14 protein-coding genes and 2 pseudogenes are annotated in these 17,015 nt (G+C 65.7%); 1 reads left to right on the top strand and 15 read right to left on the bottom strand.

Annotation, left to right across the window (positions count from 1 at the left end):
• Positions 1 to 339: 339 nt before the first annotated feature.
• The 9 genes and pseudogenes from ACV7NQ_RS46120 to ACV7NQ_RS46160 all read right to left on the bottom strand — a co-directional run bounded on the left by ACV7NQ_RS46120 (position 340) and on the right by ACV7NQ_RS46160 (position 8,798).
• Positions 340 to 792: a DUF6262 family protein gene (locus ACV7NQ_RS46120; RefSeq protein WP_463360930.1), complete on the bottom strand. Its 453-nt coding sequence runs from the start codon at positions 790 to 792 to the stop codon at positions 340 to 342.
• Positions 782 to 2,284, bottom strand: coding sequence for a tyrosine-type recombinase/integrase (locus ACV7NQ_RS46125; RefSeq protein WP_463360931.1), 1,503 nt, complete (start codon positions 2,282 to 2,284; stop codon positions 782 to 784). Before ACV7NQ_RS46125 ends, ACV7NQ_RS46120 begins: the two co-directional genes overlap by 11 nt.
• Complete coding sequence (locus ACV7NQ_RS46130; RefSeq protein ID WP_463360932.1) at positions 2,281 to 3,390, bottom strand: site-specific integrase; 1,110 nt, start codon at positions 3,388 to 3,390, stop codon at positions 2,281 to 2,283. Before ACV7NQ_RS46130 ends, ACV7NQ_RS46125 begins: the two co-directional genes overlap by 4 nt.
• A gap of 279 nt (positions 3,391 to 3,669) precedes the next feature.
• Positions 3,670 to 4,089 carry a nuclear transport factor 2 family protein gene (locus ACV7NQ_RS46135; protein WP_463365241.1) on the bottom strand — a complete coding sequence of 140 codons (420 nt, stop codon included), beginning with the start codon at positions 4,087 to 4,089 and terminating at the stop codon, positions 3,670 to 3,672.
• A gap of 677 nt (positions 4,090 to 4,766) precedes the next feature.
• Positions 4,767 to 5,178 (bottom strand): annotated as a pseudogene (locus ACV7NQ_RS46140) (SDR family NAD(P)-dependent oxidoreductase).
• Between the two features lie 644 nt (positions 5,179 to 5,822).
• Positions 5,823 to 6,863, bottom strand: coding sequence for an esterase/lipase family protein (locus ACV7NQ_RS46145; RefSeq protein ID WP_463365242.1), 1,041 nt, complete (start codon positions 6,861 to 6,863; stop codon positions 5,823 to 5,825).
• A 77-nt stretch (positions 6,864 to 6,940) separates the two neighbouring features.
• Positions 6,941 to 7,594, bottom strand: coding sequence for a PadR family transcriptional regulator (locus ACV7NQ_RS46150; protein WP_463365243.1), 654 nt, complete (start codon positions 7,592 to 7,594; stop codon positions 6,941 to 6,943).
• Between the two features lie 195 nt (positions 7,595 to 7,789).
• Positions 7,790 to 8,039: pseudogene (locus ACV7NQ_RS46155) on the bottom strand (carotenoid oxygenase family protein); the annotation flags it as partial.
• 195 nt (positions 8,040 to 8,234) lie between these two features.
• Positions 8,235 to 8,798, bottom strand: a complete 564-nt coding sequence (locus ACV7NQ_RS46160; RefSeq protein ID WP_463365244.1) for a TetR/AcrR family transcriptional regulator — start codon at positions 8,796 to 8,798, stop codon at positions 8,235 to 8,237.
• 107 nt (positions 8,799 to 8,905) lie between these two features.
• Between ACV7NQ_RS46160 and ACV7NQ_RS46165 the strand changes: the two genes are divergently transcribed.
• Positions 8,906 to 9,742 carry an NAD(P)H-binding protein gene (locus ACV7NQ_RS46165; RefSeq protein ID WP_463365245.1) on the top strand — a complete coding sequence of 279 codons (837 nt, stop codon included), beginning with the start codon at positions 8,906 to 8,908 and terminating at the stop codon, positions 9,740 to 9,742.
• 64 nt (positions 9,743 to 9,806) lie between these two features.
• On the opposite strand, the gene ACV7NQ_RS46170 is transcribed toward ACV7NQ_RS46165, so the two are convergent.
• From ACV7NQ_RS46170 to gmk, 6 genes are all read right to left on the bottom strand, one after another.
• On the bottom strand, positions 9,807 to 10,238 hold the full coding sequence (locus ACV7NQ_RS46170; protein ID WP_463365246.1) for an SSI family serine proteinase inhibitor: 432 nt from the start codon (positions 10,236 to 10,238) through the stop codon (positions 9,807 to 9,809).
• Entirely contained in the window at positions 10,135 to 13,224 is a 3,090-nt protein-coding gene (locus tag ACV7NQ_RS46175) for a primosomal protein N' family DNA-binding protein (protein WP_463366065.1), read from the bottom strand. The genes ACV7NQ_RS46170 and ACV7NQ_RS46175 overlap by 104 nt, the downstream gene beginning before the upstream one ends.
• A gap of 111 nt (positions 13,225 to 13,335) precedes the next feature.
• Positions 13,336 to 14,547: a methionine adenosyltransferase gene (metK, locus tag ACV7NQ_RS46180; RefSeq protein ID WP_463365247.1), complete on the bottom strand. Its 1,212-nt coding sequence runs from the start codon at positions 14,545 to 14,547 to the stop codon at positions 13,336 to 13,338.
• 306 nt (positions 14,548 to 14,853) lie between these two features.
• A complete protein-coding gene (coaBC, locus tag ACV7NQ_RS46185; protein ID WP_463365248.1) occupies positions 14,854 to 16,077 on the bottom strand; it encodes a bifunctional phosphopantothenoylcysteine decarboxylase/phosphopantothenate--cysteine ligase CoaBC in 1,224 nt (407 codons plus the stop codon).
• 44 nt (positions 16,078 to 16,121) lie between these two features.
• Complete coding sequence (gene rpoZ, locus ACV7NQ_RS46190) at positions 16,122 to 16,403, bottom strand: DNA-directed RNA polymerase subunit omega (protein ID WP_412015562.1); 282 nt, start codon at positions 16,401 to 16,403, stop codon at positions 16,122 to 16,124.
• A gap of 25 nt (positions 16,404 to 16,428) precedes the next feature.
• Entirely contained in the window at positions 16,429 to 17,013 is a 585-nt protein-coding gene (gmk, locus tag ACV7NQ_RS46195) for a guanylate kinase (RefSeq protein WP_463365249.1), read from the bottom strand.
• Positions 17,014 to 17,015 lie beyond the last annotated feature (2 nt).

Raw genomic sequence — 17,015 nt, forward strand, 5'->3', positions numbered from 1 at the left:
CTGCACCCGACGACGTGCAACGACTCTCCCGGACCATCGCCGCGATGCTCGCCGCCACCGCGATCAGCCCCGCGACTCCAGCCGCCCGCACGACCAGCGCGGCGCTGCACCCACGACACTCGACGACACTCGACGACTGTTGACACTGACCGCCGATAACGACCGGGATGTCAACCTTGCCGGCGGTCAATCGGCCGCCGGATGTCGCGGAAGAAGCATTGCCCGCTGTCTCATAACGTTCGTTATCTAGAGCCGCTGATTGCCCCGGTGGTGCTGACCTGCGTCTGTTTGTCGGCGACAACGTCGCCGACAAACAGACGATCCTGATGGGATGGTTGATCAGCACGGGCCGATCGTTATGGACCTGGAACGCGGTGGAGGGCTGGGAGATTCGATTTCAGGTGCGGGGCGAATGCCCGCGTGCCGAAGATGGCCGAGTGCTTCTGCGAGTTGGCGTCGCAGCCGCTGGTTTTCCTCGGCCAGTTCCCGGTTTCTGGTATTCGCGAGTTCCAGTCGGCGGACCAGCGATGGGTCGCTGGTGCGATGACGTGCTGGTAGCGACGTTTCCGGGGCGCGGCGTTTGAGATCGCGTAGCCTCTGGATCTCGGCTCGGATGTCGAGCTGGGAGTAGAGCCAGGATCGCGAGACCTCTGCGGCGGCGGCAACGGTCTGGAAGGTCACGGGTGCGCCAGCGGCATCCAGTTCGCGGATTGCTCGTATGGCCTTGCTGCGGGTTAGTTCGTGCCGGTGATGTGCTGCGGCAACGAGGTGCCGGCTGTTGTCAGCTCGCATCCGCCGCTCCTTGCTCGGTGGAATTAGGGCCGTTTTCGAGGGCGGTGATGATGTTGTTCAGGTTGCCGAGAATCTGCTCATTCATCTCCGCAAGGCGCTGCTGGCCGCGGGCATCGGCGGCGGAGATCAGTTCGATGACCTGCTGGCGGTGCTGTCGATGCTGTGGGAGGAACTCGGCGGTAGTCACGAACATCGGGCAGGTCAAACACGCGTTGGCATGCGGACAGGTTCTCACCAGCGGAAGCCCGCAGTATCCGTTCGGCAGGGCCTGGGTCGCCCGGCTGACACGCTGTTTGGCCCAGGACACCTCGGCGAGTGGTCCATCCGGATCGAGGACGACGGTATCGCCAGCGGCGCCGACTTTGTGGGCGGCTTCCCAGTGGCGACGGATAGTCGTATCAGACAGCCGGGCATATCGCGCGGTCATCAGGTGTGAATCGTGATCGAGAATCCGGCGGACCACTTCCTGCGGAACGTCGCGGTTGATCAGCCGGGTCCCGAGAGTATGCCGCCACTGGTGCGGCGTGACCCGGACCCGCTGCCCGTTCTCGTCTCGGATATCGCACCGCGCCAACCACCTGCGCAGAGCGCGGCGATAGACGTCACCGTAAATGGGCCTTTGACCGTCTGGATTGTTCCTCTCTTGCGAGAACAGGCGCGGAACCCCTTGCGGCCATTGACCTTCCAGATCGTGCAGGTGCTGTTTGATGGCTTGTTCCAGTTCCTCGTCGATGGGCACCAACGCTTCCCGGCGCATCTTGTGGTTGAAGTACCTCAGATAAGGCGCGCCTTCGCCGTCACGAACGATGCAGTCGACGCCGAGACCGAGCGCGTCGGTAACGCGTAGCCCGGATCGCATGAGGATGAGTGTCACCAGCCGATATGCGGGAATGCGCCACTTGTCGAGATTCTGAGGGCTCTCCAGTTGCGCCATGACGTGGTCGCTCAACGCCCGCGGCAGCCACTCACCATCCTTGGGGATGTCCTCCGGGAAGAACATGGCGCTGACCGGCAGCGCAGTGTCCCAGCCATGCTGGCGGATCGCGATCAAGAACTGATTGAGCTGCCCGATCATGTGACGGTGCATCACCCGCCCACCACATTCGGAGTGCAGATGAGCCAGATACCGCTCCAGCAGTAATCGATCGATTTCTCCAAGGTGGCGGACCGGAATCGGCTGTGCAGCAAGGAATTCAGCGAACCTGGTGATCGCGCGAACGCCCAAGCCGACGGTCTCGCTGGTCCTTCCGACCGAGATCCGCCACCTTGACCACCGCTTGGCCAACTCCTTCAGCCAGCCTTGAGGGATGCCGCCGAACCGCAGATACGCCAGATGCCCGTGTTCGCGGCGCGCACCGACCCGACGGAGATTCCAGGTGTCGCGACTGTATTCCTCGGCCCAGGGGTCGTCGTCGCGGCTGGCCGCACGGATTTGAGGCCGCCGGTTTCCACTGGCCTCACTGATGTCGCTGATCGAGGCACTCGAGTTCACAACGTCACCTCGTTCCCGCTGAACCATCCGGCTTTCTCAAGGATTTTCCGGGCGTCTTCGACGGTGAGGTGACCGTAGACGGTCGAGGTGACGGTCAGACTGGCGTGGCCGAGCAGCTTCGACACGACCTCGATCGGCACACCGTCCCGCAGCATCCGGGTGGCTGCGGTGTGCCGGCACCAGTGCGGATCGAAGTCGATTCCGGTCCGTTGCCGTAGGCGGCAGACCAGGTCGTAGACCGCCGGATACGACCAGGGACGCCCGTATGGACCGGCCCAGAGGTTGACGAAGACATAGTCCGAATCCAGGTCCCCGTACTCTCCATGCAGATAGTCGGCATAGAGGCGAACCAGCTCGCCGCTGACGGGGATCGCCCGTGGCCGTTGGGATTTCGTGCGAGCACCGTTGTCGTTGTCCCGCGGCACGATGCTGATTTCCCGCTCAGCGGCAGCGATGTCCTCATGTCGCAGGCCCAACGCTTCGCCGATCCGCATGCCGGTCTCGTGCAGCAGGGCGAACAGGAACCTGTCGCGTAGCCGGTCGCAACCGTTCAGAATGGCCTGCATCTCGGCGACGGTCAGCACCCGCGGAAGTTTCCGAGGCGCTTTCAAAGCGATCGCGCGCCAAGCCTGCGGCTCTCGCTTGGTGACATGATGCAGGAACGGCTTCCAGCCCGTTCCCCGACGATGACCGGCCGGCTGCCACGTCACCAGCAGTTCGCCCAAGTCCACGCCATTACGGGTGGCGTGCTGGTAAAAGGCGCTGACCGCCGACAGCTTCCTGTTCACGGTCGATTCCGTGCAGTGATACTCCACCGATGGCAGTACGGCCACCGACCCGTCCCGAGTGTTCGGCGGCCGCCGCAGCCACGACACGAACTCCGCGACATCCTCCAGCCGGACCGCCCGCCAGTCGATCTCCTTCTGGCTGAGGAAGACGAACCAGTCCTTTAGATCGTGGGCATACGCCTTGATCGTGTTCGGCGACCGCTCGATGTCGGTCAGATACGCCAGATACCGCTCCACCGGTCCCACCGGCCCGTCGTCGCCGAGGACCGTCCACGACTCACGTCGCGAGACCGGGGACAACACCCGCACCACATGCATCGCTCCTCCAAGACAATTCGCGAGATGGACGGGCTGTAGGTAACCACGTCCACCACGCGAACCCGGGAAGCCGAAACCCTCGTGCTCGACATCAACAACACAGCTCCGAAGGCTCTAGATAACGAGCGTTTCGAGACATCCCCTCGATGCGTGCCCCACCGGCTACCGGCCGCTCCGGGTCCGCGACGCCCACTTCTGATGGCCGCCCGTCGCGTCGGACGCGTCCGATAGCCGATGGTCAAAGGACAACCTCCGTCGGTCGGTCGCCGAGCCGCTGGCTCAGCCGCCGTGTGTACCGTCGCCGATGTCGAAGAGTTCGTCGGTGAGGAACATGGCGTGGGCCGCGATGATCTTCCAACCCGCCTGGTCGTGTATCCAGGTTCGGGTGTAGCGCATCCGGGCGACCAGCGGTTGACCGCCAATGGTGCCCTCCAGCGTGCCGAGGAACCAGGTGACACCGGTGTGCGCGGTGGCCAGCACTTGGAGGTCCTCCTCCTCGACGCGGGTCAGCACCTGGTGGCCGGTTTCGTGCACGCGTAGGTCGTCCTGCTTCGAGTAGAGGTTTCCGTCCGGTCCGGTGAACCGTGCCATGTCGTCGATCAGCTCGGTCAGTGCATCGACATCGGAGGTGAGCTGGGCGGCCTGGAGGCGTCGTTCGGCTGCGCGGAGGCTTTCGGTGTGGTCGTCGTCGTTCGGCATGTTCCCACTATGGCGGCCAGACCGCCCGCACCGTCCCGCGTTCCGCTCTTGGCGGATCCGCTGAGAGCGAAGCCCACCGTCTAACCAACAGCCGCAAACGAGGCCGGCGGCTCCTGATCGGCGGGGTTTCATGGCTCAGCGGTCTTCGCGGTAGACCAGAAGCCCGACCCGATGGCCGTGCGTTGTGGTCCTGGAATGATTCCGGCGTGCAGCACCGATCGGACAGATCTGACCCGCAATTTTCCTGACGGCCGACGAACGCGTGTGCTTGCGAACGGAGGTTCGAACCGACCGGTGCGCGGCAATCGGTGCGCCCCTGGGAGCTTCCCGAGTTGGGCGCACGACGATTCTCGCCGTGGGAAAACGCAGGTCACACCGTGGGAACGCAGGGAGAGGAACAGTGGAATGGTAGGTACCAAGTGAGACCTCAGCAGGACGACGCTGCCGCGTCGCCAGTTGGGCCGAGCGCTGCGCGACGCACGCCAGGCCAACGGCTAGCTCCAGTTGGAAGTGGCGTCAACCGAAGTCCACTTCTTCCACCGTCGAACAGGTAGCCGAAGTTCTGGAAATTAGCCGGTCCACGCTCGGACGGCTCGGACTCGGGTCAGAACGAGAAGGTCAAGGTTCGGGATGTCGATTACATCTGCCAGTACTATGGCAGCGGCCGGCCGCTGCGATCAGACAGGGAACGTGACTCCGGTCAATTTCTCCGAGATCGTCCACAAGCGTTGCTGAATCGCCGTGTCATGCGATTGTGGACTCGATTCGACGATTATCGGGTAGCCACGAGTCTCCAAGAATCCACCCGGTCCGTAGTACTGACCGCCGAGCACGTCGGGGTCGGTGGCCGGATTCCAGCGAGGTTAGATCGAGTTGCTGGACGGTCGTATCCGCGCCTGGGACAGCACCGACAATGCGGTCCGCGGCATGTTTACCCTTGTCCACATCCCGCACCGCCAACACCACCGACGCGCCGTGCGCCGCGAGTGCCCGAGCGGCCTCGAACCCGAGTCCACTGTTGGCGCCAGTGACGACCGCCAGTCGGCCCTTCTGAGCTGGTATGTCTTGCTCCGTCCACCTGTTGGCCATATTTCCTCCCAAGGATCGGTCGGTCCGTCGGTTCATCCGACGAGCCCGGCGGGGTGAGACTCATATTCACACCGTCGCGCTCCCGGTCCAGTTGCGCAAGGGGCGGCAACCGCCACGCACGCGTGCACGACACATCGCCATGGTCGTCGGTGTCCTGGCTCAGTTCGGAGCGGGCGGATGTCGAGTGAGCTCAGATGTTCGGGCTCGGCGACGATATTGATGGCCGTAATCCGTGTATTCCAAGGGTCGGCAGCTGAGTGGCAGCCGCTGGCCCCTCGCCATCCTGGCGCGGGTCGGCCGGATCGACTGCCGGGTAACCGCTCACCGGCGACGGAGGCACCGGGCCAGGGGGCGCGGTGTCAGTGTGTTACGAAAAGTACTGCCGGACAGGTAATTCAATGCGTGTCTTGGAAGTGACCGTGCCGTACTTGCGCGGCCGTGGGCGGGGGTGTGGGCATCGAAGTAGCCTCTCGGTGGTCGACGGTGTCGACGTGTCGCCGTGAGAAGCAAATGGTGACCGCAGTGGTGACGCGGTGCAGAGGCCAAGGTACCGGAACGGCCCATAACCTGGACTTTCCCTGGAGCCGGGTGGGGTGTCAACCCCTCCGCCCGGCCGCCCGGACCCATAGATACAGCCAGCTCGATCAGGAATGTCCGGCGATGATCACCTGGGGGATGCCGGTGCCGAGCGCGACGGGCGCGCACGTCGGCTCGGGTGCGTGCACCGGATCCAGGACGTTGAGCAGCAGCTGCTGCACGAACGGGTCGTAAACCATATGGAAATGCCCGGTCAGGTCGACCTCGCACAGGTCCTGCAGCGCGATATTGCGGGCGCCGGGACCGCGCAGCGCGATGTTGTCGAAGGGCTGAATCATTTCGTCCACCCGACTGCCGATGGTCACGTACTGCACGCCGGGCACCGTGTCGCCGCCCGCGTTGAGCTCCATCATGGTCGGCGAGCCCTGCGCCTGCTCCACCGCCGCGAGTGAGGTGACCTTCTCGAAGATCTCCAACGCACCGGGGATCATTTGCGCGACCGGTACCAGTCCATACATCACCCCGCCGTAGCTCGGCGATGCGATGCCGATCCAGTAACCGACCTTGGGCGCACCACCGAGCTTATTGACGTATAAGCGAGTCACATTGGCGCCCTGCGAGAATCCGACCAGGTCGACCTGCGTCGCTCCCGTTGCCGCAAGCACCTGGTCGACGAAGGCGCCGACCTGGTAGGCACTCAGGCGCAGATCCTCGGTGCCATAGCTCTTGCCGCCGGGAGCGCCGCCGTAGTTGAGCGCGAAGACGCAGTATCCGGCCGCGGTGAGCTGTGGCGCGATGGCCGACCAATCGGAGTACACGGAGGAATCCGTTCCGTGTGCGAGCACCACCGGCCGCGGATGGGCGGCATCCGGGGTGCACGCGAAGTCGTTGGTGCCCGCCGGAACCGCGTTCGGGTGGGTCTTCAGATACGCCGCGGCGGACAGGTGATCCGACTGCGGCGGTGCGGGATCGGTGGGTACATTCGGCGGGCGATATCCGACCGGCGCCGCTACGTCGGCCGGTTCGGCCTGCGCTATGGTCGGCGCCGCGCCGGAGCCGAAGACGACGGCTCCGGCGAGCGCACCGACCAGCACGGTCCGGCGAAACTGTGAATAACCCCAACCCCGCAAACCACTAGGCTGTTCCATCTCACAATGATCTACCCCCTTGGGGTTGAAATGCGCTCAGTAGAGGGGTGTTTGACTGTTCTGTTACCTAACGAGCGCTATGACTTTTCAGGGCTTTCGTCCTCGGCGAGGATGCGGTACAGCGCCTTGCGCGCCTCCGTGAGCACCTCGGCCGCTTTGGTCGCCTGCTCGGGCGTGCCCGCCGCCGCAACCTGGGCAGCCGCGCCCATCAACTGACCGATCAGGCCGCGCAGATCGATCGCCTGCGCGCCGACGTCTTGCTTGACATCCGCCCACGGATCGCCCAGGTCGTCAAGGTTCGCCTCGACGTATTCGGTCCCGGCATCGGTCAGCTTGGCGGTCTTGCGACCGGCCACCTTCTCGATCAGGACCAGGCCCTCGTCCTCCAGCTGCGACAGCGCGGGGTAAATGGACCCTGGGCTCGGTCGCCAGACGTCGTCGCTGCGCTCGCGAATCTGCTGGATGAGCTCATATCCGTGCATCGGGCGCTCGGTGAGCAGCAGCAGCACGGCGGCCCGCACATCGCCACGCCGACCACGGCCACCACGGCCGCGTCCACGCCCGAAATGCGGTCCGAAGCCTGGCCCGAAGCCAGGACCGAAACCCGGTCCGAACTCGGGTCCGAAGCCGTGCCGACCACCATGACGGTGCCGATGGCCCCAATCGCCATCCTCGCGGCCCGGCTTACGCCACCGTCCGCGTCCGAAATCCTCATGTTCTACGCGTTCCATAACAGCCTCCTCAGGCTCTCGTGTTCGTTTCATGTTATCGACGATATATCGCCAATGCATCGAGTGCAAGAGTGGAGCAGAGCACAAACCGACCGGACCGAAATGCGGCGACGGGCCGCACACTGTTTCGTGCGATTCGGTGTACAGCCCGTCGGGTCGCTTGCGTGCGATAACCGGCTACGTTCCGGTCGGTACTCAGTTTCCATGGAAGCCCGCCGGAACACGGTGTGGCAGTTGAATACTCGCCACCGTCTCCAGCGTCTCGGCGTCGAGGATCAATAGCTCGCTGCGGTCGGCGGCAGCGTCGTAGATGTAGCCCATCAGGACGCCCTCGCCCTCATCCGCGTTCAGACCGTTGGGCTCGAAGACGAACTCCCCCAACTTTTTTTCCGTTGCCAAAGGATTTCGCTACGGCGGTGTTCGCGGCCAGATCATGCTCGAGCAGCGACCGTCTACACCCCACTTCGGCGGAAGGCAGGGCCCGTTGGAGGCGATCGTCGCTCGAACTCGCCGGATATCTCTGACACGAGGGGCACGCCGTCACCCACATCCTGGGTCCGTCGACACCGCGACCCGCTCGTCGGCATGCGCGACGAGCGCGCCCGCACGGAATAATCAATGAACCGGGCGATCCAAGCAGTCAGAGCACAAGCGAGTCGATCCAGCGCTCCAGGCGACGCCCCTCCGCAACCATGAGCTCGGGGTCGCGGAAGGTATTGGTGAGCAACGAGATTCCCTGATACGACGCGATCAATGCGACGGCCAGTTCACCGGCGTCATGACGACCCATAGCCACGAATTGTTGCTCGACCCAGTCGATCAGCGCGCGGATGCCCGCCGCTGCCTCGCGGTGGAGGGAGTCCGCACGCTTGCCCAGCTCCGAGGATAATGTGCCTGTGGGACAACCAAATTGGACAGCCGCGTCACGCTGGTCGACCCAACCACGCACCAGGGTCTTCAACCGGTCTTCCGGCGCCACCTGCTGTTCCAGCACATCGATCAGACGTTGCAGACTCTGGGCGTGCGCGCCCAGAGCCGCCTGCACCAGCTGATCTTTCGTCTTGAAGTAGTAGTACACGTTGCCAACCGGAACCTCGGCGGACCGTGCGATGTCGGCAATCGTCGTCTTCTCGACTCCTTGTTCGTGAAACACCTGAGCCGCGGCGGCGGCCAGCCGCGCCCGCTTGCCTGCCTTCGGCGTCATGCGCTCGCCCCGACCGAGTTAGTCACACAACTGACTATAGACAGATCGCCGACACGTCGGCTATTTCTATCAGTCAGCCAACTAACTCAGGAGTGATCGTGATCGTAGTGACCGGAGCAACGGGCAATGTCGGACGCACCCTCGTGCAGGTCCTCGCCGGCGGGGGCGAACAGGTGACTGCAGTATCCCGAGGGACCCAGGACACCGGGTTCCCCGACGGCGTGCGCCACCAGCGCGCCGACGTGACCGAAGCCGGTAGCCTGTCCCCCGCCTTCGACGGCGCCGATGCGCTGTTCCTTCACGACACCGGCGTGAGTGCACACCTGATGAACCCACAGGCAATCATCGAACTCGCGAAAGCCTCCGGAATCGAACGGATCGTGCAACTGTCCTCACAGGGCGTCGTCACTCGACCGCAGTCGGCCTCGCACGGGGGGCTGGGACGGTCCTTCGAGGATGCTGTCCGGGAGTCGGGGATGAATTGGACAATTCTGCGACCCGGCGGCTTCGCGTCCAATGCGTATGCCTGGGCCGAGTCGGTTCGTGCTCAGCGAACCGTCGCCGCGCCTTTCGGCGAAATCGGCTTGCCGATCATCGATCCCGCGGACATTGCCGAAGTTGCCGCCGCGGCACTGCGCGAGGACGGTCATGCCGGGCAGGTTTACGAGTTGACCGGGCCTGTCCTCAGCACGCCCAGACAACGGGTCGAAGCGATCACCGACGTGCTCGGCGAGCCGATCCGGTTCATCGAGCAGACCCGTGACGAGGCCCGCGCCCAGATGGTGCAGTTCATGCCCGAGCCTGTCGTCGAGACCACCCTGACCATCCTCGGCGCGCCCAACCCGGCCGAGCAGCGGATCAGCCCCGATGTCGAGAAGGTTCTCGGCCGCGCACCCCGCACCTTCGCGGACTGGGCTCAACGGAATATCGCGGCGTTCCAATAATTCCGAACCAGCCAGAGTGACCGGTCCCTCCGGACGATGGGGAGTGCGAATGTAATGCTCGCCCTTACGGTCTCGCATCGACGAGCCCGGCCGCCTGCAGTTGGCAGCTATTGGCGAAGGTCCGCCGCCACTGAACCGGCATGCCACGCCAGCTGCCCGCGGCGGTGACAGTGACCGGGTCATATATCTGCATGCAGATCGCGGTGGGGTGCCCGGACAGATTGTCGAAGGATCCATTTGCCTTGTCCAAAGCCGCGCAGGCAGACTCCGGGTTCTGATGCGTGCCCCCGATGTCGACCGGGTCGATCTGGACACGGAGCGGGACGCCCGAGCGGTGGGTACTGCGGTCTATGGGGCCTCCGATCAGGCCGCAGTGCACGCCGGGTTCGCGATCAGCCGATGTCGACCGGGTCGATCTGGACACGGAGGGGGGCGTCGGAGCGGTGGGTACTGCGAATGGCTTGGGCTGCGGTGAGGGCGCGGGCCAGGGCGGCACCGGAGGAGCGGTCGACGCGCAGGAGCATGCGTTCGACCTCGGCGGGGGAATCGCCTGCGAATGGTTTGCGGGCTCCGGGTGGGAGCGGGACCGGGCCGAGGATGTCGACGCCGTCGGGAAGGGTTGCGGCGGAGAGTAATTCGGTGACTGCGTCGGAAGAGCCGTCGATGGCGGCCATGCGGACCGCGGGTGGGAAGCCGACCTCGGCGCGCTCGGCGACCTCGGCGTTGGCGTGCCCGACGGGATCCCAGCGGACCAGGGCCTGCACGGTGGGCAGCGATGGTTCGGCCATCACGATGACCTGGCCGTGCGCGCGTACCAGGGTGGCGGCGGCCATCCAGCGGCGCAGGGTGTCCTCGGTGGCGCGCAGATCGGCGCGGCTCAGCAGCGCCCAACCGTCGAGCAGCAGCGCGACGCCGTAGCCGCCGGGCAGCACCGGTTCGGCGCCGACCGTCGCGACCACCACCTGCGGGCCGGGCTCGACGGTGTCGAGCATCGCGCCGCCTGCGGAGCCACGAATCGGTACACCCGGGAAGGCACGGCCTAGTTCTTCGGCGGTGCGGGCCGCCCCGATCACCACCGCGCGCAGCGCCCGCGACCCACAGTTCGAGCAGCGGAACGCAGCCTCGACGATGCCACACCAGCGGCAGCTCGGACTGTGCGCGACATCGGCATGCTGCGAACGGCCTTCCGGAAGGGCAAGGGGCCCATTGCAATGCCGACATCGGGCGGGCGTTCGGCACTTCGCGCACGCCAGCGACGGGACGTACCCGCGCCGCGGCACCTGCACCAGCACCGCCGCCCCCTCCTTCAGCGCCGAACGCGCGGCCGCGAATGCCACGCCGGGAATGCGGACGGCACGCGCGACCGGGTCGCGTTCCAGAGCTATGTCGGTGTCACCGGGCGCACTGATGCGCGGCGAGCACGAACGCACCACCGCCCGGTCCGCGACCAAGTCGTGCGCCCAGCCGGAGTCGACCACGGCCTGAACTTCCGCGGTCCGCGCAAAACCGGCCGCGACGAACGCCGCGCCTGTTTCGTGGGAGCGCAGCATCGCCACTTCGCGCGCATGCGAATACGGCGCTCGCGGCTCCGCGTAGGTGTCGTCCCCGTCGTCCCAGATCGCGATCAGCCCGAGGTCCACCGCAGGCGCGAACACTGCACTTCGTGTTCCGACCACCACCCGCGCCGTCCCCCGCAACGCCGCGAGCCACCGCCGATACCGCGCCGCCGGACCCAGCCCCGCCGCCAATCCCACCGCCGAATCCCCCACCAGCCGAACACACTCCGCCAACACCCGATCCAGATCCCGCTGATCCGGCACCATCAGAATCGCACTACGCCCCCGCCCAACCACCACGGCCGCCAACTCCGCCAACCGCCGCGCCCAATCCTCCCCCGGCAACGCCTGCCACGCGGCACGTGGGCCCTTCCCCTGCCCCAGCGCGGTCAGAAACGTTGTCCCGTGGATGTACCGCTCCCACGGCGCCGGATCGACGGACCATGCGTCACCCGCGGCGGACTCCGCCGCACCAACGGGTGTCACTGCCTCCTTCCCGACATCGCCGGAGTCCGAGCCGACAGCGTACGCCCGGTCTCCAGCTGTGCCCGAATCCACCACTGCCGCAGCCAGATCCACGCGAAGTGCACCCGCGGACACATCCGATCCTGGTGAGTCATCGGGAGCTCTCCAAGGCGCACCGACATCACCGAGTTCAGGCAACGACGGCACCGAATCGACGGCACCGATGCGAGGCGCACTATGCCGCACCCGTTTCGCCGACACCGTATCCGCCGCACCAGCGCCCTTGATCACCTGCGAACCACCCTCGACCGTAGCACCTGAACCCCTCAGCGGTGCAGGGGAACCGGCGTCCCAGGCTTCCAAACTAACACCAGTCTCCTCGAGGTCGGCCGCCGAGACGACCCCCACGCGATTCCCAGCACGCTTACCCGGACGCGACTCCCCCACCGCCGCAGCACCGGGAACGCTCCCCGACACAGCAGAATCCGCATCCACCACCCCCGAAATCGCGACAATGCCGTCGCCGTCCGCACTATTCCCAGCACCCTCACTCGAACGAGACCACGTCGATACCGTAGTTTCCGGACCACTCCACGACATACCAGAATCTGCGTCTGCCACCTCCGAACTCGCTGCCGCCCCCTCGGAGTTGGCCGCCGAGACCGCCCCCGCAATGTCCCTAGCACCCTCGCCCGAACCCGACATCCCCTCCGGCGCAGTACTCAGACCACTCCCACCGGAATCCGTCGCTGCGCCTTGCGCACTGGCTGCATTCCCATCGGTGTCAACGCTCGAAACCGACTGCGCTGCTCCATTATCGGTGGCTGGCGGCGACGAGCGGGGGGTGGCGCTGGCGGGTATTCGCGTTGCCGCCGGGCGCTCATCCTGACTGTCGGCGCCCGCTCCAGGATATTCTGTGGCCGACTCGATACGCGCAGCGCGGGTATCTGCTGAATGTGTCTGTGTGCCAGCGGGATCGACAGATGGAGGTGCGGCCGAGCCCTCGGCTGTCGGGGTGGGATCAGCGGCTGGGCCAGGGGTTTCGTCGGTTGGTTCCTCCGTGTGGCTGTCGGCCGACTCGATCGAATCCTCTTGCGGCGCTTCGGGTGCGGCGGACTTCTTCGTGCCGCCGGTTTCGGTGCGGGCGTGGCGGGGTGGGATGGCCAGCCGTAGTACGTCGGCGCGGGTTCCTGCGTAGCGGGCGGCGACGGTGGTGGCCAGTTTCAGGATTTCGGGGGTCAGGACGCGTTCGGCGGAGACTACGCGGTCGAGTTTGACAAGCTTGCCGCTGTGGTCGCTATGGGCGAGGCGGCCCAAGAGGTAGCCGTCGACGAGGCGGCCTGCGAAGCGGACGCGCACGCGCACGCCCGGTTGGGCGATCTCGTCGAATTCCGGGGGGACGAGATAGTCGAAATCGCGGTCCAGGTGGGCAGGAGAGAGCAGCGGGAGCACCCGTGCGATAGGGCGTCCCGCTGCTGTCGAATCCTGTGCTGCCCTTGCTCCCGCGGACGGTGTGTCCGAGGGAGTGGCGGGGAGGTCCGCCGTGGGTTGGTTCACGCGGGCCTGGTCGGCCTACAGGCCGACGGTCGCGCGCAGCTTGTCGGCGCGGTCGGTGTGCTCCCAGGGCAGGTCGACGTCGGTGCGGCCGAAATGGCCGTATGCGGCGGTCGGTGCGTAGATCGGGCGCAGCAGGTCGAGGTCGCGGATGATCGCGCCGGGCCGCAGGTCGAAGACCTCGGCGATGGCCGAGGAGATCCGCGACGGATCGACCTTCTCGGTGCCGAAGGTTTCCACGAACAGGCCGACCGGGGCGGCCTTGCCGATGGCGTAGGCTACCTGAACCTCGACGCGGTCGGCGAGGCCGGCCGCTACGACGTTCTTGGCGACCCAGCGCATGGCATAGGCGCCCGAACGGTCCACCTTCGACGGATCCTTGCCGGAGAACGCGCCACCACCGTGGCGAGCCATGCCGCCGTAGGTGTCGACGATGATCTTGCGGCCGGTCAGGCCCGCGTCGCCCATCGGACCGCCGAGCACGAACTTGCCGGTGGGGTTGACTAGCAACCGGATGTTCGAGGTATCCAGCGTGGGCAGGTCGAGATCGGCAACCACCGAGTCGACGACCTTCTCGCGGATATCGGGGGCAAGCAGATTGTCCAGGTCGATATCGGCGGCGTGCTGGGTGGAGATGACGACCGTGTCGAGGCGCACCGGGCGGTCGCCCTCGTATTCGATGGTGACCTGGGTCTTGCCGTCCGGCCGCAGGTACGGCAGCACGCCGGACTTGCGGACCTCGGTCAGCCGACGCGAGAGCCGGTGCGCCAGCGCGATCGGCAGCGGCATCAGCTCGGGAGTATCGATGGTCGCGTAGCCGAACATCAGGCCCTGGTCGCCCGCGCCCTGGCGCTCGATCTCGTCATCGGATCGGGCGGTCCGCGCCTCGTGTGAAGTGTCCACGCCCTGCGCGATATCCGGCGACTGCGCGCCGATCGCGATATTAACACCGCAGGAATTTCCGTCGAAACCCTTTGCCGACGAGTCATATCCGATTTCCAGGACCTTCTCGCGGACAATTCGTGGAATATCCGCGTAAGCGGCAGTGGTGACCTCACCTGCGACATGGACTTGGCCGGTGGTGACGAGGGTTTCCACCGCAACTCGGCTGCGCGGATCTTCCGCGAGCAACGCGTCGAGAATGGAATCGCTGATGGCATCACAGATCTTGTCCGGATGACCTTCGGTCACGGACTCACTGGTGAATAGGCGGCTGCCGGATGTGGGCACAGTTCTTCCCTCTCCCTCAACGGGTTACTCGTATCGGATTGCGACAGTAACGCGATGTCGCCACCGCACAACCCTTCGTTTCAGACTATTCCAAACCACCGACGCACAAGCGCTTGCGACAGCCACTGTCTCAGACTATTCCAATCATCGGCGTGTCGGGCTGGGGCTCCAGCCTCCGACAACGTCGACCAGTCCGCGTCGCGCAGTCAATGAACAAGCGTAGTCATCGTCTCGGCGGTGCGCTCAGATCGACGCACCTACAAACCTGGCTGCCGGACCCGGACCGCCCAAGCGCCACACAAGATCTCAGCGCAACAGCGGACCGAGCGCATCCAGCACCCGACTCGCAAGCAACGCCTTCGACCCGTGGTCGAGCGCCTGTTCGGCGCCGTCCGCACCGAGTAGCCAGCCGTCGTTGTTGTCGACCTCGAACGCCTTACCCTCGCCGACCGCGTTCACGACCAGCAGATCGCAGCCCTTGCGCGCCAGTTTGGCCCGCGCGTGCGTGAGCACATCGCCCTGCTCGTCACCGGTCTCGGCGGCGAAGCCGACGACCACGGTGCCGGACAGCTGACCGTCGCGTCGCGACTGGACCAGTCCTGCGAGGATGTCGTCGGTCTTGGTCAGAGGTATGACGTCTGGTTCGCCGGCACCCTTTTTGATCTTGGCCGCAGCCACCGTAGTCGGCCGGAAATCGGCCACCGCCGCCGCCATGATCACAGCGTCCGCGCCGAGCGCGTGCTTCTCCACGGCAGTCTTGAGCTGTTCGGCGGTGGTGATGTGCACCAGGTCGACGGCAGCCGGGGCGGCCATCTCGATCGTGTTGCCCGCGATGAGTGTGACGTGAGCGCCGCGTTGCGCGGCGACCCTGGCCAGCGCGTAGCCTTGCTTGCCGGAGCTGCGGTTGCCGAGGAAACGCACCGGATCCAGCGGTTCCCTGGTACCACCCGCGGTGATCACCACGCGGCGGTCTTCCAGATCACGCGGAATCGCGTCAGCACGTTCGAGCAGCAACGTGGCCAGCCCGAAGATCTCCTCGGGCTCAGGCAACCGACCGGGACCGGTGTCGGTGCCGGTGAGTCGGCCCGACGCGGGTTCCATGACGATGCCACCATGCGCACGCAGCGTCGCGACATTGGCGACGGTGGCCGGATGCTCCCACATCTCGGTATGCATCGCGGGCGCGAACAAAACCGGACATCGGGCCGTAAGCAGCGTGGCGGTGAGTAGATCGTCGGCGCGGCCGCTCGCGGCGCGCGCCATCAGGTCGGCGGTCGCGGGGGCGATGACCACGAGGTCCGCCTCCTGGCCAAGCCGCACGTGCGGTACTTCGGGTACGTCCGAGAACACACCGGTGTTCACCGGGTTCCCGGACAGCGCCTCGAAGGTCGCCTTGCCGACGAACTGCAACGCCGACTCGGTGGGGATCACCCGAACCCGATGCCCGGTCTCGGTGAACCGGCGCACGATCGAGCAGGCTTTGTAGGCGGCGATCCCTCCGCCGACGCCGACGACGATCCGAGTGGTCACTACGCCTCCGGCCTAGATGTGGTCAACTGCTCCCCCCGCTCGGCTCACTCGCCTTCGGTGTGCTCGAGCAGGTCGGAGTGGATTTCGCGCATCGCGACCGACAGCGGCTTCTCCTGCAGACCCGGCTCGACCAGCGGACCGACGTATTCGAGGATGCCGTCGCCCAGCTGGTTGTAGTAGTCGTTGATCTGGCGGGCCCGCTTGGCGGCGTAGATGACCAGGGCGTACTTGGACGAGGTGCGCTCCAGCAGCTCATCGATCGGAGGGTTGGTGAGACCGATCGGCGTGTCGTATGCCGGGGCGGGCTTGATGTCCGTACTGCTCACTAGGGGCGCTCCTGCGGGGTGGGTTTCACGAACTCGAATTTGTGCTAACAAACAACGATACCAACTGCTCACACGCGCTGGTCACCTCGTCGTTCACTATGACGATGTCGAACTCGTCACAGGCCTCCAATTCGGTCCTGGCGGTTTCCAGCCTGCGCTCGATCACTTCGGGTGATTCGGTGCCGCGCGACCGCAGCCGGGCGACCAGTTCGTCCCAGCTCGGCGGGGCAAGGAACACCAGCAACGCTTCCGGAATGGCCTTGCGCACCGACCGCGCGCCCTCGAGATCCACCTCGACGAGCACGGGCAATCCGGCGGCCAGCGCCTCGCGCACCGGACCCGCAGGGGTACCGGAACGCTGTAATCCTCCGTGGATGTCCGCCCACTCGAGCAGTTCGCCCGCCGCGATCATGGCGTCGAATTCCGCTCGGGTGACGAACCGATAGTCCCGGCCGTCGACTTCCCCGGGCCGGGGGGCCCGGGTCGTTGCCGACACACTGAAGACCAAGTGGGGCAGCCGCTCACGGACGCAGCGAACCACAGTGGACTTGCCCACGGCCGAGGGGCCGACCAGTACAACCAGTCGACCCTTCCGCGTGTGTCCGATCACCT

The sequence above is a fragment of the Nocardia sp. Tas62D01 genome, assembly GCF_055232035.1.

Bases quoted from the DNA above. Each gene is read 5' to 3' on its own strand.
- ACV7NQ_RS46120 (WP_463360930.1), bottom strand. From the start codon at position 792: ATGCGAGCTGACAACAGCCGGCACCTCGTTGCCGCAGCACATCACCGG.
- ACV7NQ_RS46130 (WP_463360932.1), bottom strand. From the start codon at position 3,390: ATGCATGTGGTGCGGGTGTTGTCCCCGGTCTCGCGACGTGAGTCGTGG.
- ACV7NQ_RS46135 (WP_463365241.1), bottom strand. From the start codon at position 4,089: ATGCCGAACGACGACGACCACACCGAAAGCCTCCGCGCAGCCGAACGA.
- ACV7NQ_RS46145 (WP_463365242.1), bottom strand. From the start codon at position 6,863: ATGGAACAGCCTAGTGGTTTGCGGGGTTGGGGTTATTCACAGTTTCGC.
- ACV7NQ_RS46150 (WP_463365243.1), bottom strand. From the start codon at position 7,594: ATGGAACGCGTAGAACATGAGGATTTCGGACGCGGACGGTGGCGTAAG.
- ACV7NQ_RS46160 (WP_463365244.1), bottom strand. From the start codon at position 8,798: ATGACGCCGAAGGCAGGCAAGCGGGCGCGGCTGGCCGCCGCCGCGGCT.